Source organism: Corallococcus sp. AS-1-12, from assembly GCF_020036995.1.
Taxonomy (GTDB): domain Bacteria; phylum Myxococcota; class Myxococcia; order Myxococcales; family Myxococcaceae; genus Corallococcus.
The window spans coordinates 201,973-226,743 of sequence record NZ_JAIQDD010000001.1; the positions used below are offsets into that span (position 1 = coordinate 201,973).

A 24,771-nucleotide genomic window follows, 5' to 3' on the forward strand; every position below is an offset into this window, starting at 1 on the left:
CGCCTACCGGCCCGCCTTCTTCCCGACGGCGGGCTTCACGGCCGTGGCCTTCGCGGGAGTACCCTTCACGGGCGTCGCATTCGCGGGGGCCGCTGCCTTCGCGATGGCGGGGTTCCTCTTCGCGGCCAGCTCCGGGATCAACAGCAGCTCGATGCGGCGGTTGCGCGCGCGGCCCTGCGGCGAGGCGTTGGCCGCCAGGGGCCGCGTGTCGCCGTAGCCGGCCGCGAGCATGCGCTTCGCGGGCACGCCGCCCTTCTCCTGGAGGAAGCGCACCACGTTGACGGCGCGCGCGACGGACAGCTCCCAGTTGGTGGGGAAGAGGGCCTGGAGCTTCTGCGTGGGCGGCGAGTCATCCGTGTGGCCCGACACCTGGATGAGCTTGTCATCCACCTTGGACAGCACACCGCCCAGCCGGGTGAGGACCTCCTGGCCGCGGGGGCTGATGCTCGCGTCGCCTGAATCGAAGAGGACCTTGTCGACCAGGTCCACCTGGAGGCGGCCTCCGTCCTGGGACAGGCGGATGGCGCCCTCGGCGATCTCCTTCTTCAGCTTGTCCTGGAGGTCCTCGTAGGTGGCCTTGAGGCGGGTGAGCTCCGCCTCCTGCTCCTGCACCGTCTGGCTGAGCTGCTCCTTCTCCGTATTGAGCTGCTCCTTCTCCGCGGACAGCTTCGCGTGCTCCGCCTCCAGCGCGGTCAGCTTCGCCTCCAACTGCTCCTTCGCCGCCGCCGCTTCGCTGGCCCGTGCCGAGGCCGCCGCCGCCTCCGCGTCCGCGCGGGTCGTGCTGCGATGCGACAGATAGAGCACCAGGCCCGCGAGCACCGTCACCAGCGCCGTCACCAGCCAGGGCACCCAGGCCCTTCCGCGTTCCGTTTCCATGTCGCGACCTCCAGGGTGGAATGGACGGAGGCCACGCTAGTGAATGGCCCCGGGTGCGCCTCAAGGCGACCCGGGTGCGTGCAGGTATCTGGAGGTGGATTGTTTCAGCCAGGGCAGCCGGAGTGGGCCGCCGCTGGCAGGGACGTCAGTATGTGGCGCAGACGATGCCCACGCAGTTGCCCGCGGTGTTGTTCCGCGCGACGTTTCCTCCGCCGTCGTAGGCCGTGGGCGCGTAGATGCCGAAGCCCGTGTTGTTCAGGGCCAGGTTGTTGATCACCGAGGGCGTGCTGGGCGGCTGGACCCGGAGTCCGTCGCCGTCGTTGGCCAGGAACTGGTTGCCGCGGACGATGCCCGTCATCGGACCGGTGGGGAACCCTTCACGGTCGGCGAGCGTCAGGCCGCTCGCGTTGTCATGGAAGGTGTTGCCGTCGATGTAGACGGACAGGGTGGAGGCCTGGAGCCCGGTGCCGTTGTGGACGACCAGCGAATCGATCATCGACAGCTTGAACGGCTGCCAGACCGGGAGGGTGGCCTGCGCGAACGCGGCGTTGTTCGCGATGAGTGTGTTCTCGAACCGCATCTCGGAGCAGAAGCGGGGGCCGTCGCCGTCGTTGGGGATGGTGCCCACCGCGTCGTTCCACGCGATCGTGCTGGACCTGAAGCGCATGACGCCTTGCCAGCAGTAGAAGACCCTCCCGTTGGACGTGAACGTGGAGTCGAGCGCGTCGATGTCGTGGAAGTCCGCGAACATCGCGATCCCATTGTGGGTGAACACGGACGACCGCACGTCGAAGCTGCCATTGGACGCGTCGAACTCGCTGCTCAGCCCGATGTTGTTCCCGCTCAGGCGGCAATCCGTGATGAGGAAGTTCGCGTAGTTGTTATTGTGGACGCCCGCGGTGTTGTCGAGGAGCGCGAGCTTGTGGAGCCGCACGCTCGGCAGGTTCGCGGAGTCGGTGGTGGTGACGCCCCTGCCGAAGCCCTGGACGGTGCCATTGCGCACCATCCGGCCCCTGGCGATCACGATGCCTTGTGAATCGTTGTTCGCCGGGCCGGTGCGGCGGATGGTGTGGCCGCCCAGGTCCAGGACGATGCCGTCTCCATCGATTTGAAGCGCGAAGGGCGCCGAGCTGGGGCAGTTGAGGTCGTGGCTGAGGAGGGTATTCGTGGTGAGGGTGTCACCACACCGGACGCCGTGGCCGGTGTTGGTGAACGTCACTTCGGCATCCGCTTCGGAAGGAATCGTGCCACGGGCCTGGACGTCCGGCGCCACCGTGAGAATGGTGGTCACTGCCACGGCCACGGCGAATCCACGCGTCTGCTTCATGCTGCCTCCCCGGGCCGGAGACGTCCGGCCACCGGCGGAGAGGCTATTCACGGCGCCTCCACGGGCTTCCCCCCAAAGGAATTACTTCAGCGTCGAGGTGTCGATGACGAACCGGTACCGGATGTCGGAGGCGAGCACCCGCTCATAGGCGTCGTTGATCTTGCTGGCGGGGATGACCTCGATGTCCGCGCCGATGTGGTGCTTGGCGCAGAAGTCCAACATCTCCTGCGTCTGCGGGATGCCGCCGATGAGCGACCCGGTGAACACGCGGCGGGTCATGATGAGCGAGAACGCGCTGACCGGGAGCGGCTCTGGGGGAGCGCCCACGTTGACCAGGGCGCCGTCCAGGGCCAGCAGGGACAGGTAGGCGTCCACGTCGATCTTCGCGCTCACCGTGTTCACGATGAGGTCGAAGGTGCCCGCGAGCTTCTTGAACGTCTCCGGATCCTTCGTGGCGTGGTAGTGGTGCGCGCCCAGCCGCAGGCCATCCTCCTTCTTGCTCAGCGACTGCGAAAGGACGGTCACCTCCGCGCCCATCGCGCGAGCGAACTTCACGCCCATGTGTCCCAGGCCGCCCAGGCCCACGATGGCCACCTTCTTGCCGGGGCCCTCGCCCCAGCGGCGCAGCGGCGAGTACGTCGTGATGCCCGCGCACAGCAGCGGCGCGGCGGCGTCGAGCGCGATGCCTTCCGGGATCTTGAGGACGAAGTCCTCGGTCACGACGATGTGGGTGGAGTAGCCGCCCTGCGTGAGCTGGCCGTCCCGCCCGGTGGCGCCGTACGTCCCGACCATCCCCTTGAGGCAGTGCTGCTCCTCGCCCCTGCGGCAGGAGGGGCAGTCGCCGCACGAGTCCACCATGCAGCCCACGCCGACGCGGTCGCCGACGGCGTGCTTCTTCACCTGGGCGCCGACGCCGGTGACGATGCCGGCGATCTCATGGCCGGGGACGAGGGGGTAGGTCGCCTCGCCCCACTCGCCGCGGACGGTGTGGATGTCGGAGTGGCAGATGCCGCAGAACTTGATCTCGATGAGCACGTCGCGCGGGCCCAGCTCCCGGCGCTGGATGGCCAGGGGACCGAGCGGTGACTTCGCGGAGGTGGCGGCGTAGGCGTTGGCGGTAGGCATGGGTCTTCTCTCCAGGGGCAGCGGGGCCGGTGAGCCCCGTTCTCGTGGGGAGAGAGATACGCGCCAGCCCCGTGGATGACTACGCCCGGAGGAGCCAATAGGCTCTTAACGCGTGCTTAACAGTGGCTTCGGCTACGGTCCTCGCGAATGAATACGGCGCCCTTCACGCAGTTGCAGGTGTTCCTCGCCGTGGCCCGGCTGCGCAGCTTCAGCGGCGCGGCGCGCGAGCTGGGCGTCTCCACGGCCGCGGTGAGCCAGGCGGTGCGGCAACTGGAGGAGCAACTGCGGGTGGTGCTGCTCACCCGCACGACGCGCAGCGTGGCGCTGACGGACGTAGGCCGGCGGCTCGTGGAGGGAGCAGGCCCGGCGGTGGGGCAGACGCTGGCCACGCTCCGCGAGGTGGCGGCGCAGCCCGGCGAGGCCGTGGGCCGGATCCGGCTGACGGTGCTGACGGCGGCGGTGCCCTACGTCATCACGCCGGTGGTCCCCGTCTTCCGCGCACGTCACCCGCGCGTGGAGGTGGAGGTCGTCGTCGAGGATCGCCTCGTGGACATCGTCGAGGAGGGCTACGACGCGGGCGTGCGGCTGAGCGAATCCATCGAGCGCGACATGGTCCAGGTGCGGCTCACGGAGGCGTTCCGCTTCGTGGTGGTGGGCGCCCCCAGCTACCTGGAGCGCCACGGCACGCCCCAGCGTCCCGAGGACCTGCTGAAGCACGAGTGCATCACCTTCCGTTCGCAGACCACCGGGACGCTCTACCCGTGGGAGCTGGAGCGCGGACGCAAGAACTGGCGGGTGCCGGTGCGCGGAGGCGTCGTCAGCAATGACATCCATCTGCCCGCGACCCTGGCGGAGCACGGCGTGGGGCTCGCGTACGCCTTCGAGCCGGCCGTGGAGGAGCCGCTGCGCACCGGGAGGCTCGTGCGGGTGCTGGAGGCCTACGCGCCCACCGTGCCCGGCTTCTTCCTCTACTACCCCAGCCGGGCCCAGCGCTCCGCGCCGCTGCGGCTCTTCGTCGAAGCGGCGCGTGAGCTGGCGTTGAAGGCCTTGTGACAAAGGCGCCCGGTATCGTGGCTTGCCACGATTGACTTCCACGGGAGTGCCCCTGGGGATGATGTGGATGTTGAGTCGGAGACAGTCCTGGCGTGGATGTCTGTCATTGTCGTCCAATGCTGGCGTCTGCTGCCGGATGTGCCTGCCCTTCGCGCGGGCACATGTCCCTCACCCCAGGAATGCCGATGAACGCGCTGAGGAAGTCCCTGATGGCCGTGTCCGCCGTCCTCGCCGTGGCCCCCGCCGCCGCGTTTGCCTATCCGCCGCAGTGCGATGACGTCTGCCGGGTGTACTGCTCCGGGCCTTGTTACGAGGGGACCTACCGCACCACCTGCGAGGAGTCCGGCTGGTGCTTCGCGCCCGCGCCTTCCGAGGAGACCGCTTCCGTCTCCACGGAGCAGTCCAAGGACACCGCGCCGGTCTGCGACGCCGCCCATCCGGACACGGAGCAGGGGCCGGCCGTCGAGAGCTGAGCCGTCGTGAGCACCTCCGCGGGGCCTGTTGTCGTGTCCAGGCCTCGCGGTTCAGCGATGCGCGCCGCCGGGGCGGAGTGCCGCCGCCAACGCGTCGAGCGCACGCTCCTGCAAGGCGGAGAGCCGCACCCCGGTCCGCGCCTGACGCACCCGAGCGAGCGCGGCCCTCGCATCCGGAGCGTCCCCCCGTGCCACGAGGAGCGCGGCGGCGATCATCCCCGTGCGTCCATGTCCCTGCGCGCAGTGGACGTAGACAGGCCCGGGCAGGGCGGCCAGCTCGCGAAGGACCGGGGCCACGTGCTCCACGGGCAACGTCAAGGCGTCCAGGATGGGCAGGGACACGTAGCGGCCGGCGGCGCGGATGTCCTCGGGTTCGATGAACTCGGAGGTCAGGTCCAGCACGGCCGTGACACCCGGGGGCAGCTCGCCAGGGAGCAGCCGGCGCCCCACCAGGACCCCCGGCACCACTTCGTCGAAGGCGCGCTCCCGCGAGAAGCGCCGCGCCAGGTGCCAGGTGCCCCACGTGAGCACCAGGTAGGGCAGCAGCGCGAACACGGCCCACGGCCGCATGCGTCCATCCGGTTGCTTCCCGAAGGCTTTCGCGCCCCCGCCGGCATAGGCGATCGCCACGACGGCGAAGCTCAGCGCGGGCCACAGCAGCAGCCAGCCGGGGCCCTGGAGCCGCTGCGCCAGGAAGGTGAGGAGTGCCGCCGCGGTGGTGAAGACGAACGTGTACTTCATGCGCGGCGCAGCGTAGCCGCATCCGCGCTGGGAAACCCGGGGCCTCCCAGCGGCGGAGGCCGGCCCGGGAGTGACTGCTATTGGCTCACGACGCAGCCCGGCTGCGCGATGACACACCAGGAGGTGGCCTCGTTGACGCAGATGCTGTCCCAGGACGTGGTGCAGCAGTACGGGTCGCGGTTGCACACCGAATACGTGCAGGAGTTGCAGTCCTTGTTCAGCGACGAGCCCGTCGTGCAGACGTTGTGGGTGCAGGAGGCGGCGGTGCAGACGTTGTTGCTGGCGCAGACCTGCCCGGCGCCACAGGTGCCGCAGGTGAGGGTGCCGCCGCAGCCGTCGGAGATGGTTCCGCAGGTCTTGCCCTGGACCGCGCAGGTCGTCGGGGTGCAGGAGGGGGAGGCGTCGAAGACCTCGATGCTCGCCAGCGCCTGCATGTTGCCCTGGGCGTTGTAGGTCGTCCCTCCGAGGAACAGGACGCGCCCGTTCGGCAGCGCCACCGTGGGGTGCTCCACGCGGGACTGCGTCAGCGTTCCCACCGTGCTCCAGGTGCTGGTGGCGGGGGAGAACAGCTCCACCTGCAGCGTGTTGTAGGAGCCGCCGGCCATCAGGATGGTGCCATCCGGCCGCGTCACCGACGGGGCGGAGAAGTGCTGGACGGCCGTGGCGCCGGTGTTCGTCCAGGTGTTGGTGGCCGGGTCATACAGCTCCGCCGCCGTGACATAGCCCGTCACCAGCGCCTTGCCGTTGGCGAGCAGTTGCAGCGTGTGGCCATTGCGGCCCGTGTTCATCGACGCGACGGTGGTCCACGTCCCCGTGGTGGGGCTCCAGACTTCCGCGTGGTTGCTGGAGGACGTGGTGCTATTGCCTCCGCCCGCCACGAGCACGCGGCCGTCCGCGAGCAGCACCGCGGCCTGACCCATCATCCCGGCGTTGAGCGAGCCCGTGGCCGCCCAGGTGTTCGTCGACGGCGTGTAGACATAGGTCGTGGTGACGTAGCTCACGCCGCCCGCCACCAGCACGCGCCCGTCCGGGAGCAGCGTGGCGCTGTGGCCGTAGCTGATGCGGGGCAGGGGAGCGGCGGCGCTCCAGGTGTTCGTGGCGGGGTCGTAGCGCTCGGCGGACGAGAGCACGCTCGAGTTGATGCCGCCCACGACCAGGACGCTTCCGTCCTGCAACCGCGTGGCGGTGTGACCGCGGCGCGCGGTGAGCATCGACGGGCCGCTGGAGGAGGTGGCCGTCGCCGGGTCATACAGCTCCGTGGTGGCGTACGAGCCAGAAGGCGTCCCTCCGCCCGCGACCAGCACCTTGCCGTTGGCGAGCAGCGTGGCGGTGTGCTGGTAGCGCGCGGACAGCAGCGAGCCACCGGACACGACGAGCGCGGACGACTGGGAGGACGCGAGCTCCTCCCCGGGTAACTCGCTCTCGGGACTGCACGCGAGACACAACAGCAAGGGAACGACGGCCAGGGACATCCATGAAGACGTGCGCATAGGGGCTCCCAGGAAAGGGGCCTGCGACCATGGCACGCGGTGTCTGGGTTCCTTTCATGAAACATGAAAACAATCCGGGTGTCTCAGGACACCCGGACCTGTCTCAAGGGGCGGGAAAATCAGGTCCTGAGCTGGAATCAGTCGACGCGGACGAGGACGCCGTCTCCGTGTTTCGCGGCCGTGACGTAGAAGGCGCGGAACGCTTCGAAGCGCTCGACGAGCCACTGCCAGGCCTCGTCGATGGCCTCCGCGCGCGGGCACTTGTAGACGGCTGCCTCGCTCAATCCTTTGAAGGTGAAATGTTCGCGAAGGGCGTCGAAACGCACGCCCTCCAGCATCCGGGCGATTTGCTCCACCGTCTCCGGCCGCGTGTAGCGAAGGGGCACGCCCTGACCCGCCACCACGTGCGGGGCGATCTCCGCCTCGCCGTGGATCGCGATGCCGGCCAGGGAGTCATCCTCCGCTCCGGGCGCGTGCCGGCGCCGGTCGGAGAGGACGAAGTGCAGGTGATCCCACCTTCGGCCAAGGTCCACCTGTTGCGTCGCCAGGTCGGGGCGGGTGCGCAGCACGTCTCGCACGGCCTCCAGGAGCAGGAGCTCATCGGAGTCCGGGCCGCCCGGTGCCAGGGTCTCCTCGCTCGGAGCCCGGAGCAACCGGGAGACGGACATCAGCCAGCCGCCCACGCCGATGTTCCGCCGCGCCAGCTCCAGCAGCGGATAACCGCCGGGAAGGGCCTGGTAGCTCGCATCAAGTCCCATGGCTCCCGTCCTAGCAGCTCCTCCGCCATCCGTTCAGCGGGAGTGCGCGCGCTACTGATCAGGCCCCCGAGTCCAGCCACGCGGCCAGCACGTCCGCGTGGCACGGGCCCGGCTTGCACCAGCAGCCCAGCCGCTTGCCTCGCAACGTCCGCACGTCGCGCAGGAAGTCCGGGTCGTGCTTCGTGCGCAGCTCCAGGTACCAGCGGAAGGACTCGAACGCGTCTGGACCGGGCGCCATGCGCCGCTGGGCCTCGTCGCGGACTCGCTCGGCTTCGGCCGCGGGCAGCTTCGCCAGCCACGGCTCGAAGTAGGTGCGGATCATCGCCTTCCAGGTCTTCACGCCCCCGGGCTTGAACGGGTTGCCGAAGCGGCCGGGCACGGGGTTGAGCGGCCCGGGCTTCGCCCAGGCTCGGAAGGCGCGGCCCACGTACACCTCACAGGCGTCGTGGACGTGCACCGCGATGGTTCGGGATTCGGACATGGCGGGTGCATCGTTAACAGACGCACCCGCCATGTGCCGTGCGTGACGGTCGGCCCGTCAGCAGGCAGGAGACATCAGGGGTCGATGCCCCGCTGCTCGGCCGGGGTCGGCGTGGAGAGGGACTTGTAGACCGAGGCCGCGGCGTTGAGCCCCGAGCCGAACGCCTCCACCGCGCCCTGCTTGAACTGGCCCTTGCGGATGCTCTCGAACGCGTCACGGCCGAAGTTGAGGGCCTCGCGCTGGTGCGCGTTGACCTCGCTGCGCGCGCCCGTCTCCACCTTGTTGACGTTGTCGATGACGCTGCTCTTGGACCGCTCGGAGATGCCGATGCCGTTCTTGTCGAGGAGCTGATTCACGCCGCCGACCGCGTGGCTGTAGTCGCTCGTCTTGCCGTGCGTCGACTGATCGATCTGGTGGCGGGAGGGGTCGCGGAAGACGTGGCTGGGGGTGACCTTGAACATGGCTTTTCTCGCTCGGGGCAGGGGGCCGTGGCCCCCGCCCGCGGTAGGTGATGCGTTTGAAATGATTGTCGGACCATGTGGGCTGGGGTTTCCTGAAGACTTTCATTTGCCCACGTATACGTCATTTGTCGTATGCCGGCCTTCGCGGGGGCCATCGCAGTGGCGGGGCCCGCCGGAAGACGGCAACGTACGCGCCCGCCTCCTCCCACCCCCGCGGACATGATCGCCAACCTCCACGACGCCGACATTCCGAAGCCCGTGCTCGAAGTCATCACCCGCCTGCGCGAGCTGGGCCACCCCACCTACCTGGTGGGCGGCTGCGTGCGGGACATGGTCCGCAAGGTCCACCCGAAGGACTTCGACGTCGCCACCAGCGCGCTGCCGGAAGAGGTCCAGCGCGCCTTCCGCAAGGTCATCCCCACCGGCATCCAGCACGGCACCGTCACCGTCGTCACCGGCGGCAACCACGTGGAGGTGACGACGTTCCGTTCGGAAGGCGACTACCTGGACGGCCGGCGCCCCAGCTCCGTGTCCTTCGAGCGGGACATCGTGAAGGACCTGTCGCGGCGCGACTTCACCATCAACGCCATGGCGTACAACCCGCTGGACCGCGAGCTGGTGGATCCGTTCGGCGGCCAGGTGGACCTGCCCGCGAAGCTGATCCGCTGCGTGGGCTCCGCGCTGGAGCGCTTCTCCGAGGACGGCCTGCGCCCCCTGCGCGCCGTGCGCTTCGCCGCCGTGCTGGGCTTCACGCTGGACCCGGACACCCGTGACGCCATCCCCGCGACCCTGGCCGTGTTCCGCAAGGTCGCGCTGGAGCGCGTGCGCGAGGAGCTGCTCAAGCTGCTCGTGTCCCCCCGCGCGGAGATGGGGCTGCACCTGCTGGCGGACACGGGGCTGATGGCGATCTTCCTCCCGGAGGTGGCCCACGCGGACCCGGAGACCACCCGGCTGGCCCGCGCCGCGGTGCAGGCCGCGCCGCTGGACGCGGACCTGCGCATGGCCACGCTGCTGGCGGACATCGACACCGCGACGCAGGCCCGTGAGCTGTGTCTGCGTTTGAAGTTCCCCAACAAGTCCGCCGACCTCATCGGCCTGCTCGTCGAGCACGCGAAGCTGGAGACGCGCGTGGACGACGCGGACCCCGCGCTGCGCCGGCTGCTCGCCCGCGTGGGCCTTGCGAACCTGCCCGCGCTCCTCGCCGTGGCGAAGGCCCGCGTCCAGGTCCGCGCCCCGGAGCGGCTGTCCGCGGTGGAGGCGCTGGCCGTGAGGCTGGAGGCGCTGGCCGCCGCGAAGCCCCCGCTGTCCGCGAAGGAGCTGGCGCTCACCGGGGGCGACATCATGAAGACGCTGGGCGTCGGCCCCTCGCCGAAGGTGGGCGAGGCGACCCGGTACCTGCTGGAGACCGTGCTGGACGACCCCTCGCTCAACACCGCGGACGCGCTGCGCGCCCGGCTCACGGCCTGGGCGGCGCGCGACTCCTGACGAAGGGGGCCTCCTCCCGGCCGGAGGGCAGGGAAGGGGGCCTCAAGCACCATCCGGCCGTGCGTCCCGGCCCGGGGGCGTGTAGGAAGGAGCCCCATGCGAGTCGTCGTTGCCATGAGCGGTGGGGTGGATTCCTCGGCCGCCGCCGCCCTGCTCAAGGAGCAGGGCCACGAGGTCATCGGCATCACCCTGCGCGTCTGGTCCTACGAGGGCGCCGCGAAGTGCGGCAGTTGCTGCAGCCCGGACGACATCGACGATGCCCGCGCGGTGGCCCAGACGCTGGGCATCCCGTTCTACGTGGCCAACGCCGAGGAGATCTTCCAGGACCGGGTCGTCAACCCGTTCGTCCAGTCGTACCTGGGCGGCAAGACGCCCATCCCGTGCGTGAGCTGCAACCGCGACGTGAAGTTCAACTTCCTCCTCAAGCGCGCGCGCGCCCTGGGCGCCCGGCTCGCCACCGGCCACTACGCCCAGGTGGAGGAGGTGGACGGCCGCTTCCACCTGCGCCGCGCCGTGGACGCCGCCAAGGACCAGAGCTACTTCCTCTTCACCCTGGGCCAGGAGGAGCTGAAGGACGTCCTCTTCCCCGTGGGCCACCTCACCAAGGCGGAGGTGCGCGCCGTCGCCGAGCGCCACCACCTGCCCACCACCCACAAGCCGGAGAGCATGGAGATCTGCTTCGTGCCCGACGGTGACTACGCCGGGTTCGTGGAGAAGGTCGCCGGCCCCCAGCCGTCCGGTGAGGTCGTGGACCCGGACGGCAAGGTGCTGGGCACGCACAACGGCATCCACCGCTTCACCGTGGGGCAGCGCAAGGGGCTCAACCTGGGCGGGGGCGAGGTGCGCTACGTGCAGCGCCTGGAGCCGGAGACGAACCGCGTCGTCGTGGGCCCCGCGGAGGGCACCGGCCGCGCGCAGTTCGGCCTGCTCCAGCCGCACTGGGTGGACGGGCCGCCTCCTCCGGAGCAGTCCGTGGAGGTCCGCATCCGCCACCGCCACGCGGGCGCGCCGGGGCGGATCCACATCTCGCAGCACGGGCTGGTGTCCGTGAAGCTCGACGAGCCCGCGCGCGCCGTCACGCCGGGCCAGGCCGCGGTCGTCTACGACAGGGATCGCGTGCTCGGCGGCGGGTGGATCGTCTGATCCGACCCGGCGTGTCCCGCGCCGGACTTCCGGCCTCGCGCGCCGCTGCTTCCAGTGCCTCCGCGAATTTGACCCGCCTGGGGGTGGGGCGTAGCTTGCGCGCACGCTGTCGCTACAGGCCGTTACACGGGCCGTGAGCGCGCGATCGAGGTCTGCCCCGCCATGCGTGACGCCCACCGGATGAAGGAGAAGTTCGACGTCTCGCTGGACAACCGGCAGATCGTCAGCCTGTTGATCGCCGGCATCGTCGTGATGGGCGCCGTGTTCGTGCTGGGCGTGGTGGTGGGCAAGAAGCTCGCGGGCGACTCGCAGACCGCCGCCGCGCCGGACCTGCTCTCCGCGCTGGACGCCAACGCGCAGGTCCTCAACGAAGCGCGCCAGGATCCGCCGCTCACCTTCCCGGACGAGCTCACCCGCAAGACGGGCTCGGAGCCCCTGCCGCCGCTGCCCAAGCCCGCCGCGAAGCCGGAGGCCCCCAAGGCCGTCGCCGCCAAGCCGGAGCCGAAGCCCGCGGAGGCCCCCAAGGCCGCCGCCACGAAGCCCGCCCTGGCCCCCACGCCGGACCCCGACACGGGCGAGCTGCCCGCGATGGACGCCGCCGAGGAGGACGCCATCGCCAACGGGAAGCCGCTCGCGAAGCCGGAGCCGAAGCCCGTGGAGGCCCCCAAGGTCGCCGCCGCGAAGCCGGAGCCGGTGAAGCCGGAGCCCAAGGTGGAGGCGGTGAAGGGAAAGGTGGAGGAGACGCCGGTCGCCACCCGCACCGCCGCGCGTGACGGGGGCATGAAGGAGGCCATCGCCCGGGCCCAGGCGCTGCCCGCGGAGCCGCCGCGTCCGTCGGAGGCCGTGAAGGGTGGGGCGTTCACGCTTCAGCTCTCCGCCTTCCAGAGCCGCCAGGACGCCGACCGTTTCGCCGCGCGGTTGCGCGACAAGGGCTATGCCCCCTATATCCTGGCGGCGGAGGTGCCTGGAAAGGGCACCTGGTACCGCGTCCGGATGGGCAGCTTCGCCAGCAAGGAAGCCGCGGGCCGGTACCTGACGGACTTCAAGCGCGAGACCCAGCTCGACGCGTACGTGGCCGGCACGAACTAGCGCTGCTGGGCAAGGAAGAGACGAAGCAAATGACGACGACGAAGCGGGTGGAGAAGCCCTGGGGGCATGAGCTCATCTGGGCCCACACGGAGCGCTACGTGGGCAAGCTCCTGCACGTGAAGGCCGGCCACAAGCTGAGCCTCCAGTTCCACAACGTGAAGGACGAGACCATCCACGTCCAGAGCGGCAAGCTCCTCTTCGTCGTGGACGAGGGCCAGGGCCTCATCGAGAAGGAGATGAACCCCGGTGAGAGCTACCACATCAAGCCGCTGACGAAGCACCGCATGGTCGCCATCACGGACTGCGACATCCTCGAGGTCAGCACCCCCGAGCTGAATGACGTGGTGCGCCTGGAGGACTCCTACGGGCGCACCGGCACCAGCGCCCCGTAGTCCCCCGCGGTGAAGCCCGCTGGCGCGCCGCCACGGTGCGCCGGCCGGGTCCCTCCGTCACTCCTTGGACTTCGCCGCCGGGTTCGGATTGCGGGTCCACTGGTCCACGGTGCCGTCGCCGTCCAGGTCCTCGCCAATGCGGTCCACCTGGCCGTTCTCCCAGTACTCCCAGTAGTCCACCCGGCCGTCGTGGTTGGCGTCGCGCTCCTTCCGCACGAGCGTGTCGTTCTCGTAGTACAGCCACGAGTCCGCCCTGCCGTCGCCGTTCAGGTCGCGCTCGCCCTTCGTGCGCTTGCCCTCGGCGTAGTGGTACGTGGCGTCCACCTTGCCGTCGTAGTCCAGGTCCATCACCTCGCGGACCTTCGCGCCCTGCGGATCCAGGTACTGGGTGACGTCCACGCTGCCGTCCCAGTTCAGGTCCAGCTCCTTGCGCACCAGCACGTCCTTGAGCCGGTACTCCCAGACGTCCGTCCGGCCGTCGCCGTTGGCGTCCAGCTCCGTGACCGTCTCCCCCGGCCCCTGCTTCCCCCGGACGGCCTCCGCCTCGGGGCGCTTGCGCATTGCGTCAGGGGTCTCCGCGGCCTTCTGGGAGGCGCAACCGGTGAGCGCGCCCGTCGCCAGGAATCCCAGGAAAATCAAGCGGTTGGTGGATGACAAGGTGCCTCCCGGTCCGGTGGGGCGCCATGTTCGCGCCGCTTCACTTCCGTGCTTTCGCAGGCCACGTCATTCCATATATTTTCACGTATCGCCATGGCCCGAAAGAAAGTCAGCACCACCATCTACATCACTCCGGAGCAGAACGAACTGCTCAAGGCGCTGAACCAGAAGACCAAGGTGCCCGTGGCCGAGTACATCCGGCAGGGCATCGACCTGGTCCTGGAGAAGTACAAGGCGCAACTGCCGGGCCAGGCGACCTTCGACGAACTGTCCTGACCTTCGACGAACTCTCCTGACGAACGAGGCGTGACGTGACGAGCATGCGTGGCAAGCGGGCGGTGGTGCTGGGTGGGGCCGGATTCGTGGGCTCGCACCTGTGTGAGCGGCTGCTGGACGACGGCGCGGAGTCCGTCCTCGCGGTGGACAACCTCATCACCGGGAACGAAGCGAACGTGCGCACGCTCAAGCCGCGCGCGGGCTTCCAGTTCGTGAAGCAGGACATCACCGAGGGCCTGGAGGTGGACGGGCCGGTGGACTTCGTCCTCAACCTGGCCTCGCCCGCGTCGCCCATCGACTACGCGAACCTCCCCATTGAAACGCTGCGCGTGGGCTCCATCGGCACGGAGAACGCGCTGAAGCTGGCGGAGAAGAAGAAGGCCGTGTTCCTGATGGCCTCCACGTCGGAAGTGTATGGCGACCCGCTGGTGCACCCCCAGAAGGAGGATTACTGGGGCAACGTGAATCCCATCGGGCCGCGCTCGGTGTACGACGAGGCCAAGCGCTACTCGGAGGCCATCAGCGCCGCGTACGAGCGCAGCCGGGGCGTGAACGTCCGCATCGTGCGCATCTTCAACACCTACGGCCCGCGCATGCGCCTCAACGACGGCCGCGTGGTGCCCGCCTTCGTGGGCCAGGCGCTCAAGGGCGAGGACTTCAGCGTCTTCGGGGACGGCAGCCAGACGCGCTCGTTCTGCTACGTGAAGGACCTGGTGGACGGCCTGGTGCGGCTGGTGCTGTCGGACGTCCGGGGCCCGGTGAACATTGGCAACCCGCGCGAGATGACCATCAAGCAGTTCGCGGAGGCCGTGCGCGAGGCGGCCGGTGGGGGTAGGCAGATCGTCTACCACCCGCTGCCCAAGGATGATCCGAAGCAGCGTCAGCCGGACATCACCCGCGCGCGCACGCTGCTGGGCTGGGAGCCCAAGGTGAAGCTGGAGGATGGTTTGCGGGACACCATCGCGTACTTCCGTGAGGTTGCCGCTCGCCCCTCTGGGACTTAGGTTGGCCGCGCGCGAGTGAACGCGAGGTAGACGGCCCGGCCTTCGTGGCGGCCGGGCCTGGGGAGAACGGCGTGAAAGTCCTGGTAACGGGCGGCGCGGGCTTCATCGGCTCGCACGTGTGCGATGAGTTCCTGCGCAATGGCCACGAGGTCATCGCGCTGGACAACCTGTCGAGCGGCAGGAGGGAGAACCTGGATCCGCGCGTGCGGCTGGCCGTGCACGACATCCGGAGTCCGGAGGCCGCCGAGCTCATCCGCGCGGAGAAGCCCCAGGTGCTCTGCCACCTGGCCGCCCAGATGGACGTGCGCCGCAGCGTGGAGGACCCCGGCTTCGACGCGGACGTGAACATCCGCGGCATGACGAACCTGCTGGAGGCCGCGCGCCAGTCCGGCGTGAAGAAGGTCATCTTCAGCTCCACCGGCGGCGCCATCTACGGCGAGCAGGACTACTTCCCCGCCCGGGAGGACCACCCCCAGCGGCCGGTGTCGCCCTACGGCGTCTCCAAGGCGGCGGGCGAGCTGTACCTGGGCTACTACCGCGCGCAGTACGGCCTGCCGTACGTCGCCCTGCGGTACGCCAACGTGTACGGCCCCCGGCAGAACCCGCACGGCGAGGCGGGCGTGGTGGCCATCTTCAGCCAGCGCGTCATCGCGGGGCAGGGCTGCACCATCTTCGGCGAGGGCAAGCAGACGCGTGACTTCGTCTTCGGCCCGGACGTGGCCCGCGCCAACTACCTGGCCTTCCAGAGCGACTACGTGGGCGCCGCGAACATCGGCACCGGCGTGGAGACGGACATCAACCGGCTCTACGAGCTCATCGCGGAGGCCGGCGGCAGCTCGCTGAAGGCCGCGCACGCGCCGGGCAAGCCGGGCGAGCAGCTTCGCTCCTGCATCGACGCGTCGCACGCGAAGAAGGTCCTGGGCTGGGAGCCGTCCGTGCAACTGGCGGAGGGCCTGCGCCACACGCTCCAGTTCTTCCGCGAGCAGGCCGCGGGGCCTGTCCGCGCCCGGGGCTGAGGGCCGGCCATCGCGCCGGCGTGCTCCCCCCGGCCCGGATGCCGGGGGGAATACGAGGCGTCAGGCGGGTGGAGTGCCCGGCGGGCAGGAGTGCGCCGGTCGTGGATTTTCAGGCGGTTCGGTGTTACCTACGCCCGCTTCGCGACCGACGAGCGCCCTGACCATGCCGGCTGAAAACGCGCACATCCGCAACTTCTGCATCATCGCCCACATCGACCATGGAAAGTCGACGCTGGCCGACCGCCTCCTGGAGAAGACAGGCACGCTGACCAAGCGTGAGGCGCAGGCCCAGTTCCTCGACAACATGGACATCGAGCGAGAGCGGGGCATCACCATCAAGGCCCAGTCCGTGCGGATGACGTACACCGCGAAGGACGGCCAGAACTACGTCCTCAACCTCATCGACACGCCGGGACACGTGGACTTCGCCTACGAGGTGAGCCGCAGCCTCGCCGCGTGCGAGGGCGCGCTGCTCGTCGTGGACGCGACGCAGGGCGTGGAGGCGCAGACGCTCGCCAACGTCTACATGGCGTTGGACCACAACCTGGAGATCATCCCGGTCATCAACAAGATCGACCTGCCCAGCGCGGACGTGGACCGCACGCGCGGGGAGATTGAAGACGTCATCGGCATCGACGCGTCCGTGGCGGTGCCCGCCTCCGCGAAGGAGGGACTGGGCATCCACGACATCCTGGAGTCGGTGGTGAAGCGCGTGCCGCCGCCGCAGGGCTCGCCGGCCGCGCCGCTCAAGGCGCTCATCTTCGACTCCTGGTACGACAACTACCGGGGCGTGGTGACGCTGGTGCGCGTGCTGGAAGGCACGCTGAAGCTGAAGCAGAAGATCAAGATGTTCAGCAACAACAAGGTCTTCGAGGTGCAGGAGCTGGGCGTGTTCAGCCCGTTCTCGCGCCCCGTGCAGCAGCTCATGGCGGGCGAGGTGGGCGTGCTCGTCGCCAACGTGAAGGAGCTGCAGGACGCGAAGGTCGGCGACACCGTGACGGAGGAGGCGCGGCCCACGGAGACCGCCTTCCCGGGCTTCAAGGAAGTCAAGCCGATGGTGTTCTCCGGCATCTTCCCGGTGGACTCCGCGGACTACGAGAACCTGCGCGACGCGCTGGCGAAGCTCACGCTCAACGACTCCGCCTTCACCTACGAGCCGGAGTCGTCCACGGCGCTGGGGTTCGGCTTCCGCTGCGGCTACCTGGGCCTGCTCCACATGGAGATCGTCCAGGAGCGCCTGGAGCGCGAGTACAACCTCAACCTCATCACCACGGCGCCGTCGGTGGTCTACCGCATCACCACCAGCAAGGGTGAGACGTTGCTGGTGGACAACCCGGCGAAGCTGCCGCCCACGCAGAACATCGAGAAGTTCGAGGAGCCCATCCTCACCTGCCACATCCACGTGCCCAACGAGCACCTGGGCGCCATCCTGAAGCTGTGCCAGGACCGGCGCGGCGTGCAGAAGGACATGAAGTACCTGGGCTCCAGCGGCACCCGCGTGCAGGTGACGTACGAGATGCCCATGGCCGAAGTGGTGTTCGACTTCTTCGACCGGCTGAAGAGCGTGTCGCGCGGCTACGCGAGCCTGGACTACGAGCTGTCCTCCTACCAGGAGTCGGACCTGGCCAAGCTGGACATCCTCATCAACGGGGAGCCGGTGGACGCGCTCTCCGTCATCGTGCACCGCGAGCGCGCGTACCTGCGCGGCCGCGAGGTCTGCGAGAAGCTCAAGGAAGTGATTCCCAAGCAGATGTACGAGGTGGCCATCCAGGCCGCCATCGGCGCTAAGATCATCTCCCGTGAGACGATCTCCGCCATGCGCAAGAACGTCCTTGCCAAGTGCTACGGCGGCGACATCAGCCGCAAGCGCAAGCTCCTGGAGAAGCAGAAGGAGGGCAAGAAGCGCATGAAGCAGGTGGGCACGGTGGAGATTCCGCAGGAAGCGTTCCTCGCGGTCCTCAAGACGGAGCAGTAAGCCCCATGAGCACGGCCAGTCCTTCCATGAAGCTGGGAGCGGCCATGGCCGCGCGCCGTACCCCGGAGCAGCTCAAGGCCCGCCGCCAGTTGATGTGGCGCGAGCTGCTCACCAGCCTCTGGGCCCCGCTGTGTGGCGTGGGCCTGGCGTTCATCCCCTACGTCACGCTGATTGAGATGGCGCCCGGCACCGCGTCCTGGGCCCAGCCCCTGATGAAGGGCTTCGGCCTGCTGATGGTGCTGGCCTTCCTGGGGCTGCTGGTGTGGCGCAACGCCTCCCGGAAGGAGTCGCGGTTGCGCACGCTGCGCCACGAGGCGCGCGAGCTGCTCTCCGAGGACGAGCGCATCCTCGCGCGCCTGGGGACGAAGGTGCAGCCGGCCGTGGCGGAGCGCATCACCGAGCAGGCCCTGCGCGTGGAGGCGGCTTCGGTGGCGGGCAACGCGGAGGCGCTGCGCACGGAGACGCAGGCGCTGGAGAAGCTCACCCAGGAGCACCTGGGCGCGTACCGCAAGCAGTCCGTGTGGGACTTCCTGGGCGGCTTCGGCAAGGCGCTGCTCATCGCCCTGGTCATCCGCACGGTGCTGGTGGAGCCGTACCGCATCCCCTCCGGCTCCATGCTGCCCACGCTGCAGATTGGCGACCAGGTCTTCGTGAACAAGTTCATCTACGGGGTGCGCATCCCGTTCATGAACGTGGTGCCGTTCCGCATCGTGCGGGAGCCGAAGCGCGGGGACGTCATCGTCTTCAACAACCCGGTGGACGAGTCCAAGGACTTCATCAAGCGCGTCATCGGCATCCCCGGCGACACGGTGGAGATCGTCGACGGGGTGGTGCGCATCAACGGCGAGCCGCAGCCGCGCACGCTGGTGTCGCCGGACTTCGTGGTGCACAACCAGGACGACACCACGGGCCGCTGGTTCGACCAGGAAGAGGTGCTCTACCGCGAGGACCTGAGCGGCGTGGTGCACTCGTCGCTCCAGCACCCCATGCGCCTGCCGGGCCGCGAGCACGAGGGCCCCTACACGGTGCCCGCGGACAGCGTCTTCGTGATGGGCGACAACCGGGACAACAGCGCGGACAGCCGCTACAACCTGGGCGGCCCGGGCGGCGCCGAGGTCGCCTACGTGCCGTACGGCCACATCAAGGGCAAGGCCATGGTGGTCTGGCTGTCGCTCGGTTGGGGCGGCCTGCTGGGCAACCTGTTCGGCGGCACGGGCCTGCGGGTGGACCGCTTCTTCGAACCGGTGCGCTGACGGACGCTGGGCGGGCGGCCACCACGCGCCGTGCTTGACGCAACGTGCGGCGCGCGGTACGCGGCGCTCCCGGCCCATGAGACATCTTCTCGGAATCGCAGGCTGGCGGCGGGACGAGCTGGAAGCACTGCTCGACCGCGCCCAGGCACACCTGCCCGGCGGACCGGATGCCTCGCACGTGTTGCGGGGCCGCGTCGTGGCGAACCTCTTCTTCGAGGACTCCACCCGGACGCGCTCCTCCTTCGAGGTGGCCGCGCGGAAGCTGGGCGCGGACGTCCTCAACTGGAGCCACGCGGGCTCCTCCGTGTCCAAGGGGGAGACCCTCCTGGACACCGCGCGCAACATCGAAGCCCTGGGGCCGGCGGTCATCGTCATCCGCCACCGCTCCTCCGGCGCGCCGGGGCTCGTGGCCCGGCACGTGAAGTGCGCGGTGGTCAACGCGGGCGACGGCGCGCATGAGCACCCGTCCCAGGCCCTGCTGGACGCCTTCACCCTGCGCCAGCGCTGGGGCCGCCTGGACGGGCGCACGGTGCTGATCGTCGGCGACGTGCTGCACAGCCGCGTGGCGCGCTCCAATCTCCTGTGCCTGAAGGCGCTGGGGGCCCGGGTCGTGCTCTGCGGACCGCCCACCCTCCTGCCGCCAGGGCTGGAGGAGATGGGCGGAGAGGTGACGCACCGGCTGGACACCGTGCTGCCCCAGGCGGACGCGGTGATGTGCCTGAGGCTGCAGACGGAGCGCATGGCGGAAGCCTTCCTGCCGTCCCAGCGGGAGTACTCGCGGCTGTTCGGTGTCACGCCCGCCCGCGCGGAGCGGATGAAGCCGGACGCCCTCGTGCTGCACCCGGGCCCCATCAACCGCGGCGTGGAGCTGTCGCCGGTGGTGGCGGACGGGCCTCGCAGCGTCATCCTGGAGCAGGTGGCCAACGGCGTCGCGGTGCGCCGGGCCATCCTGGAGGCGTGCGCATCATGACCACCACGGTGCTCTTCCAGCGGGCGCGCGTCATCGACCCGCGCAATGGCGTGGACGGCGTCCGGGACGTGCTGGTGACGGACGGCCGGGTGGCCCAGGTGTCGGAAGCCCCGCTGCCCGCGCCGAAGGACGCGCGGGTGGTGGACGCCAAGGACCAGTGGCTGGTGCCGGGCTTCATCGACCTGCACGTGCACCTGCGCGAGCCGGGAGAAGAGGGCAAGGAGACGGTCCTCACCGGCTGCCGCGCGGCGGTGGCGGGCGGCTTCACCGGCGTCGTGGCCATGCCCAACACCAAGGTGGTGAACGACAGCGCGCTCGTCACGGAGCTGGTGCTGTCGCGCGCCCGGGACGCGGACCTGTGCCACGTGTACCCGGCCGGCGCCATCACCAAGGGGCTCAAGGGCGAGGAGCTGTCGGAGGCAGGCGAGCTGATCGGCGCCGGCTGCGTGGCCCTCACCGACGACGGCCGCCCGGTGATGAACGCGGGGCTGATGCGCCGGGTGCTCCAGTACGCCACCCAGTTCGACGTGCCGGTGATGGTGCACGAGGAGGACCTGACGCTGTCCGCCGGCGGCGCCATGCACGAGGGCGCCACGTCCACTCGGCTGGGCCTGCGCGGCATCCCGTCCTCCGCGGAGGTGGCCATGGTGGCGCGCGACCTGGTGCTCCTGGAGGAGACGAAGGGCCGGCTGCACGTGGCGCACGTGTCCTGCGAGGGCAGCGTGCGGCTCATCCGCGAGGCCAAGAAGCGCGGCCTGCGCGTCACCTGCGAGGTGGCGCCGCACCACTTCACGTTGGATGACCGGGCGGTGGGGGACTACGACACCCACGCGAAGATGGCGCCGCCGCTGCGCAGCGACGTGGACGTGAGGGCGCTGCGCGAGGCGCTGGTGGACGGCACGGTGGACGCCATCGCCACGGACCACGCGCCGCACGGCGTGTCCGACAAGCTGGTGGAGTTCGAGAAGGGCATCAACGGCATCGTCGGGCTGGAGACGTCCCTGGGGCTCACGCTGGCGCTGGTGCACGAGGGCGTGCTCACCCCTCGCCGGGCGGTGGAGCTGCTGTCGGACGGGCCGGCGAGGGTATTCGGCCTGCCGGGCGGTCACCTGGCGCCTGGTGCCCCGGCGGACATCACGCTGGTGGCCCCTTCGGAGGAGTGGACGGTGGATGCCCACCGGTTCTATTCCCGCAGTCGCAACACGCCCTTTCACGGGCGCACGCTGAAGGGCCGCGTGACGCAGACGTGGGTGGGTGGCCGGTGTGTGTTCGAGGACGGTCAGCTCAAGGAGTCGCGGTGATGACGAAGCGGGCGGTGCTCGCGCTGGCGGATGGCACCACCTTCGAGGGTCGCGCCTTTGGCGCTTCCGGCGAGACGGTGGGTGAGGTGGTTTTCAACACGTCCATGTACGGCTACCAGGAGATCCTCACGGATCCCTCGTACGTGGGGCAGATCGTCACCATGGCGTACCCGGAGATGGGCAACATCGGGGCGAACGCGGCGGACGAGGAGGCCGGACAGCCGCACGCGGTGGGCATGGTGGTGCGCTCGCTGACGAAGACGCCCTCCAACTGGCGCTCGCAGGAGACGCTGGACGCGTACCTCGCGCGCCACGGCCGCGTGGGCATCGAAGGCGTGGACACCCGCCGGCTGGTGCGCCACCTGCGCACGCACGGCGCGCAGACGGGCATCATCTCCACGGAGAACGTGTCCGCCGCGGCCCTGTCCGAGCGCGCGCGCGCCGCCACCGGCATGGAGGGCCTGGACCTGGCCACGGGCGTGTCCACCCAGGAGCCCTACGTCTTCACCACGCCGTCCCCGGACGTGTTCCTGGGCACGGGGGACAAGCGCCCGGAGCCGGAGCTGAAGTACGACGTCGTCGCGTACGACTACGGCCTCAAGCGCTCCATGCTCCAGTACCTGGTGGACGTGGGCTGCCGCGTGACGGTGGTGCCGTCCCACTTCACGGCGGAGCAGGTGCTGGCGAAGAAGCCGCACGGCGTCTTCCTGGCCAACGGCCCGGGCGACCCGGCCGCGGTGAAGGGCGCGGACCGCACGGTGGCGGCGCTGTTGGGCAAGGTGCCGGTGTTCGGCATCTGCCTGGGGCACCAGATCATGGCGCTGGCCCTGGGCGGCCGGACGTACAAGATGAAGTTCGGCCACCGCGGCGGCAACCAGCCGGTGAAGGACCTCACCACGGGCAAGGTGGAGATCACCGCGCAGAACCACGGCTTCGCGGTGGACGACGCCAGCCTCAAGGGCAAGGCCGTCGTCACGCACATCAACCTGAATGACGGCACGGTGGAGGGCCTGGCCGTTCCGGACGCGCGGGCCTTCAGCGTGCAGTACCACCCCGAGGCTTCGCCCGGCCCTCACGACGCGCGCTACCTGTTCAGCCGCTTCGCGACGCTGATGGCGGGTTCGTAGGAAGAAAGCTCGCAACGGCCATGGACACCGCGCTGACCCCGTTGTCGTACCAGCCGTACCTGGACCAGCTCATCGCCTTTGGCAGTCAGGAGGCCCGCAAGCCGGACCTCCTGGAGGCCAAGGCGGAGTACTTCCGCCTCACCGGTGAAGTCTTCGAGGACGACAAACTCTTCGAGCTGCGGATGGCGTCGTTCCTGGACTACTACCTCTACGACCGCGTCTCGCCGCTCACGGGCAAGACGCCGGCCGCGGAGCTGTACGAGCAGCGTCTGCAGTCCGCGGCGCCGGAGGAGGCCAACGCCTTCCGCAGCTTCACGGAGACGGTCCACGGCCTCTTCGAGGTGCGCAAGCTGGGCAAGGGCATGGTGCGCCTGCGCGAGCTCTTCTCCGGCAAGGACTTCGACGTGACGGAGCGCCGCCACATCGCGGGCCTGGAGACGGGGGACGTGCTGGAGGCGCGCCTCGTCCCCTTCGGGGGCCACCTGCTGTTCTCCTCCGCCTTCTGCTACCACCCGGCCATGGCGCTGAAGGCCATCAAGGCCGAGGTGAAGCGCCGCAAGAAGAAGGAGCCGGAGCGCCCCGCCAAGGACCTGGTGTGGGAGTGCGCCCGCCGGGCCCTCAACGTGGAGCGCTACCGCCAGCTCTCCGTGGAGAAGCTCTACGACTTCGAGCAGAAGGTCCTCTAGCGAGGGCCCCCTGCCCGAAGGCCCCCACCGCATGCGGCCTCAGATGCGGTGGATGCTCATCATGTTGGTGTTGCCCGGCACGTTGAGCGGCACGCCGGCCACCAGGATGAAGGGCGCGCCGGGTTCGCAGAAGCGCAGCTCCTGACAGAGCCGGCGCACCTGCTTGAGCATGGCCTCCGTGGTGCTGACGCGCTTCACCAGGTGGCCCGTCACGCCCCAGTACAGCGCCATCCGGTTCACCGTGTCCGCGTTGGGCGTCAGGCCGAGGATGCGCGCGCCCGGGCGGAACTCGGAGATGAGCCGCGCGGAGTGGCCGCTCTCCGTGTACGCGATGATGGTCCCGATGTTGAGCTGCCGGGACGCGGCCACCGCCGCCGCGGCGACGCCGGTGCCCAGGTCCTCGGAGCGCTCGAAGGGGGAGTGGGGCAGGGTGATGAGGCCCGTGCGCTCCGTCTCCTCCACGATGCGCGCCATGGTTGCCACCGCGTCCACGGGGTAGCGCCCCGCGGCCGTCTCTCCGGAGAGCATCACCGCGTCCGCGCCGTCCAGGATGGCGTTGGCCACGTCCGACACCTCCGCGCGCGTGGGCCGGGCGTTGAGCACCATGCTCTCCAGCATCTCCGTGGCGACGATGACGATGCCGCCCAGGCGGTTGACCTCGAGCACGGCGCGCTTCTGGATGGCGGGAAGCTGCTCCAGCGGCATCTCCACGCCCAGGTCGCCGCGGGCCACCATCACCCCGTCCGACTCCCTGGCGATGGCGTCCAGGTCGTCCACCGCCTGGGGCTTTTCAATCTTGGAGATGAGCGGCGTCTTGCGCTTCGCCACCAGCGCCCGCGCCTGGCGCACGTCCCGGGCGGAGCGCACGAAGGAAAGCGCCACGTAGTCCACGCCCACCTCCTGGCCGAACGCCAGGTCCACCTTGTCCTTCTCCGTCAGCGTGGGCACCGACATGGCCGTGCCGGGCAGGTTGAGCCCCTTGTGATCCTTGAGCAGCCCGCCCACCTCCACGCGGCAGGACACGTCCTGGCCGCTCACCTTCAGCACGCGCAGGCGCACCCGGCCGTCGTCCAGCAGCACCTCGTGGCCCTTCTCCACGTCCCGGGGCAGCGTGCGCACCGGGGTGGGGATGACGCGCCCCTGGCCCACCACCGCGCGCGTCGTCACCGTCACCGTGTCGCCGGCCGTCACCATCAACTGGCCGCCCTCGAAGCGCCCCAGGCGCACCTTGGGGCCCTGGACGTCCTGGAGGATGGCCACCGGCACGCCCAGCTTCTTCGACACCGCGCGGATGCGCTGGACGCGCTGCCGGTGCTCGTCGTGCGTCCCGTGCGAGAAGTTGAGCCGGGCCACGTTCATGCCCGCCTTCACCAGCGCCTCGATGACTTCCTTCGAGTCCGACGCCGGACCCAGCGTGCAGATGATCTTCGCCTTGCGCATAAGGCGGCCCATCCTAGCGCCAGGAGGTGGGCGCCTTGACAGGCTTGCGCCCGAAGGACTAACTCTTCGCCTCACGCGCTGGGCGGAAAGTTACCGCAAGCCGGCGCACGCCATTCGTGGCTCTCAGACGCATGAGACGAAGAAAGCCCGGCTACCCTGGGAGGGGGGGCCG

25 protein-coding genes are annotated in these 24,771 nt (G+C 69.6%); 15 read left to right on the plus strand and 10 right to left on the minus strand.

Features of this window, described 5'->3' with window-relative positions; all coding sequences use genetic code 11:
• Nucleotides 1–3: 3 nt before the first annotated feature.
• The 3 genes from K8556_RS00750 to K8556_RS00760 form a co-directional block, all read right to left on the minus strand.
• Entirely contained in the window at nucleotides 4–876 is an 873-nt protein-coding gene (locus K8556_RS00750) for a flagellar motor protein MotB (protein WP_223738102.1), read from the minus strand.
• Between the two features lie 145 nt (nucleotides 877–1,021).
• Nucleotides 1,022–2,203 (minus strand): right-handed parallel beta-helix repeat-containing protein, encoded by a 1,182-nt coding sequence (locus K8556_RS00755; RefSeq protein WP_223738103.1) that lies wholly within the window; start codon nucleotides 2,201–2,203, stop codon nucleotides 1,022–1,024.
• Nucleotides 2,204–2,284: 81 nt separating this feature from the next.
• Nucleotides 2,285–3,328, minus strand: coding sequence for an NAD(P)-dependent alcohol dehydrogenase (locus tag K8556_RS00760; protein ID WP_223738104.1), 1,044 nt, complete (start codon nucleotides 3,326–3,328; stop codon nucleotides 2,285–2,287).
• A 147-nt stretch (nucleotides 3,329–3,475) separates the two neighbouring features.
• Here K8556_RS00760 and K8556_RS00765 point away from each other — a divergent pair, with 147 nt between their 5' ends.
• The gene (locus K8556_RS00765; protein WP_223738105.1) at nucleotides 3,476–4,381 is read left to right on the plus strand and encodes a LysR family transcriptional regulator; all 906 of its coding nucleotides are present in this window, start codon (nucleotides 3,476–3,478) and stop codon (nucleotides 4,379–4,381) included.
• Nucleotides 4,382–4,566: 185 nt separating this feature from the next.
• Nucleotides 4,567–4,854, plus strand: a complete 288-nt coding sequence (locus K8556_RS00770; RefSeq protein WP_223738106.1) for a hypothetical protein — start codon at nucleotides 4,567–4,569, stop codon at nucleotides 4,852–4,854.
• 51 nt (nucleotides 4,855–4,905) lie between these two features.
• On the opposite strand, the gene K8556_RS00775 is transcribed toward K8556_RS00770, so the two are convergent.
• The 5 genes from K8556_RS00775 to K8556_RS00795 form a co-directional block, all read right to left on the minus strand.
• Nucleotides 4,906–5,595: a tyrosine-protein phosphatase gene (locus K8556_RS00775; RefSeq protein WP_223738107.1), complete on the minus strand. Its 690-nt coding sequence runs from the start codon at nucleotides 5,593–5,595 to the stop codon at nucleotides 4,906–4,908.
• Between the two features lie 77 nt (nucleotides 5,596–5,672).
• Entirely contained in the window at nucleotides 5,673–7,085 is a 1,413-nt protein-coding gene (locus tag K8556_RS00780) for a kelch repeat-containing protein (protein ID WP_223738108.1), read from the minus strand.
• 137 nt (nucleotides 7,086–7,222) lie between these two features.
• On the minus strand, nucleotides 7,223–7,843 hold the full coding sequence (locus K8556_RS00785; RefSeq protein WP_223738109.1) for a DUF1877 family protein: 621 nt from the start codon (nucleotides 7,841–7,843) through the stop codon (nucleotides 7,223–7,225).
• 58 nt (nucleotides 7,844–7,901) lie between these two features.
• Nucleotides 7,902–8,324, minus strand: a complete 423-nt coding sequence (locus K8556_RS00790) for a DUF4326 domain-containing protein (protein WP_223738110.1) — start codon at nucleotides 8,322–8,324, stop codon at nucleotides 7,902–7,904.
• A 74-nt stretch (nucleotides 8,325–8,398) separates the two neighbouring features.
• Entirely contained in the window at nucleotides 8,399–8,785 is a 387-nt protein-coding gene (locus K8556_RS00795; protein ID WP_223738111.1) for a hypothetical protein, read from the minus strand.
• Nucleotides 8,786–9,004: 219 nt separating this feature from the next.
• On the opposite strand from K8556_RS00795, the gene K8556_RS00800 reads away from it, so the two are divergent.
• The 4 genes from K8556_RS00800 (at nucleotide 9,005) to K8556_RS00815 (ending at nucleotide 12,894) form a co-directional block, all read left to right on the plus strand.
• A complete protein-coding gene (locus K8556_RS00800) occupies nucleotides 9,005–10,270 on the plus strand; it encodes a CCA tRNA nucleotidyltransferase (RefSeq protein ID WP_223738112.1) in 1,266 nt (421 codons plus the stop codon).
• 96 nt (nucleotides 10,271–10,366) lie between these two features.
• The gene (gene mnmA / locus K8556_RS00805) at nucleotides 10,367–11,413 is read left to right on the plus strand and encodes a tRNA 2-thiouridine(34) synthase MnmA (RefSeq protein ID WP_223738113.1); all 1,047 of its coding nucleotides are present in this window, start codon (nucleotides 10,367–10,369) and stop codon (nucleotides 11,411–11,413) included.
• 162 nt (nucleotides 11,414–11,575) lie between these two features.
• On the plus strand, nucleotides 11,576–12,502 hold the full coding sequence (locus tag K8556_RS00810) for an SPOR domain-containing protein (protein ID WP_223738114.1): 927 nt from the start codon (nucleotides 11,576–11,578) through the stop codon (nucleotides 12,500–12,502).
• A gap of 5 nt (nucleotides 12,503–12,507) precedes the next feature.
• The gene (locus K8556_RS00815; protein WP_223738386.1) at nucleotides 12,508–12,894 is read left to right on the plus strand and encodes a cupin domain-containing protein; all 387 of its coding nucleotides are present in this window, start codon (nucleotides 12,508–12,510) and stop codon (nucleotides 12,892–12,894) included.
• 57 nt (nucleotides 12,895–12,951) lie between these two features.
• On the opposite strand, the gene K8556_RS00820 is transcribed toward K8556_RS00815, so the two are convergent.
• A complete protein-coding gene (locus K8556_RS00820) occupies nucleotides 12,952–13,551 on the minus strand; it encodes a hypothetical protein (protein ID WP_223738115.1) in 600 nt (199 codons plus the stop codon).
• A 93-nt stretch (nucleotides 13,552–13,644) separates the two neighbouring features.
• On the opposite strand from K8556_RS00820, the gene K8556_RS00825 reads away from it, so the two are divergent.
• The 9 genes from K8556_RS00825 to K8556_RS00865 all read left to right on the plus strand — a co-directional run bounded on the left by K8556_RS00825 (nucleotide 13,645) and on the right by K8556_RS00865 (nucleotide 23,159).
• Nucleotides 13,645–13,827, plus strand: a complete 183-nt coding sequence (locus K8556_RS00825; RefSeq protein WP_014397342.1) for a ribbon-helix-helix domain-containing protein — start codon at nucleotides 13,645–13,647, stop codon at nucleotides 13,825–13,827.
• Nucleotides 13,828–13,871: 44 nt separating this feature from the next.
• A complete protein-coding gene (locus K8556_RS00830) occupies nucleotides 13,872–14,831 on the plus strand; it encodes a UDP-glucuronic acid decarboxylase family protein (RefSeq protein WP_223738387.1) in 960 nt (319 codons plus the stop codon).
• A gap of 71 nt (nucleotides 14,832–14,902) precedes the next feature.
• Complete coding sequence (locus tag K8556_RS00835; protein WP_223738116.1) at nucleotides 14,903–15,847, plus strand: NAD-dependent epimerase/dehydratase family protein; 945 nt, start codon at nucleotides 14,903–14,905, stop codon at nucleotides 15,845–15,847.
• A 163-nt stretch (nucleotides 15,848–16,010) separates the two neighbouring features.
• Entirely contained in the window at nucleotides 16,011–17,822 is a 1,812-nt protein-coding gene (lepA, locus tag K8556_RS00840; protein WP_223738117.1) for a translation elongation factor 4, read from the plus strand.
• Between the two features lie 5 nt (nucleotides 17,823–17,827).
• Entirely contained in the window at nucleotides 17,828–19,075 is a 1,248-nt protein-coding gene (gene lepB / locus K8556_RS00845; protein WP_223738118.1) for a signal peptidase I, read from the plus strand.
• Nucleotides 19,076–19,151: 76 nt separating this feature from the next.
• Complete coding sequence (locus K8556_RS00850) at nucleotides 19,152–20,045, plus strand: aspartate carbamoyltransferase catalytic subunit (RefSeq protein ID WP_223738119.1); 894 nt, start codon at nucleotides 19,152–19,154, stop codon at nucleotides 20,043–20,045.
• A complete protein-coding gene (locus K8556_RS00855; protein WP_223738120.1) occupies nucleotides 20,042–21,346 on the plus strand; it encodes a dihydroorotase in 1,305 nt (434 codons plus the stop codon). Before K8556_RS00850 ends, K8556_RS00855 begins: the two co-directional genes overlap by 4 nt.
• Entirely contained in the window at nucleotides 21,346–22,473 is a 1,128-nt protein-coding gene (gene carA / locus K8556_RS00860; RefSeq protein WP_223738121.1) for a glutamine-hydrolyzing carbamoyl-phosphate synthase small subunit, read from the plus strand. The genes K8556_RS00855 and carA overlap by 1 nt, the downstream gene beginning before the upstream one ends.
• Before the next feature lie 20 nt (nucleotides 22,474–22,493).
• The gene (locus tag K8556_RS00865) at nucleotides 22,494–23,159 is read left to right on the plus strand and encodes a hypothetical protein (RefSeq protein ID WP_223738122.1); all 666 of its coding nucleotides are present in this window, start codon (nucleotides 22,494–22,496) and stop codon (nucleotides 23,157–23,159) included.
• Nucleotides 23,160–23,198: 39 nt separating this feature from the next.
• Here the strand turns inward: K8556_RS00865 and pyk are convergent, their stop codons facing one another.
• Nucleotides 23,199–24,599, minus strand: a complete 1,401-nt coding sequence (gene pyk / locus K8556_RS00870) for a pyruvate kinase (RefSeq protein WP_223738123.1) — start codon at nucleotides 24,597–24,599, stop codon at nucleotides 23,199–23,201.
• Between the last annotated feature and the right edge of the window lie 172 nt (nucleotides 24,600–24,771).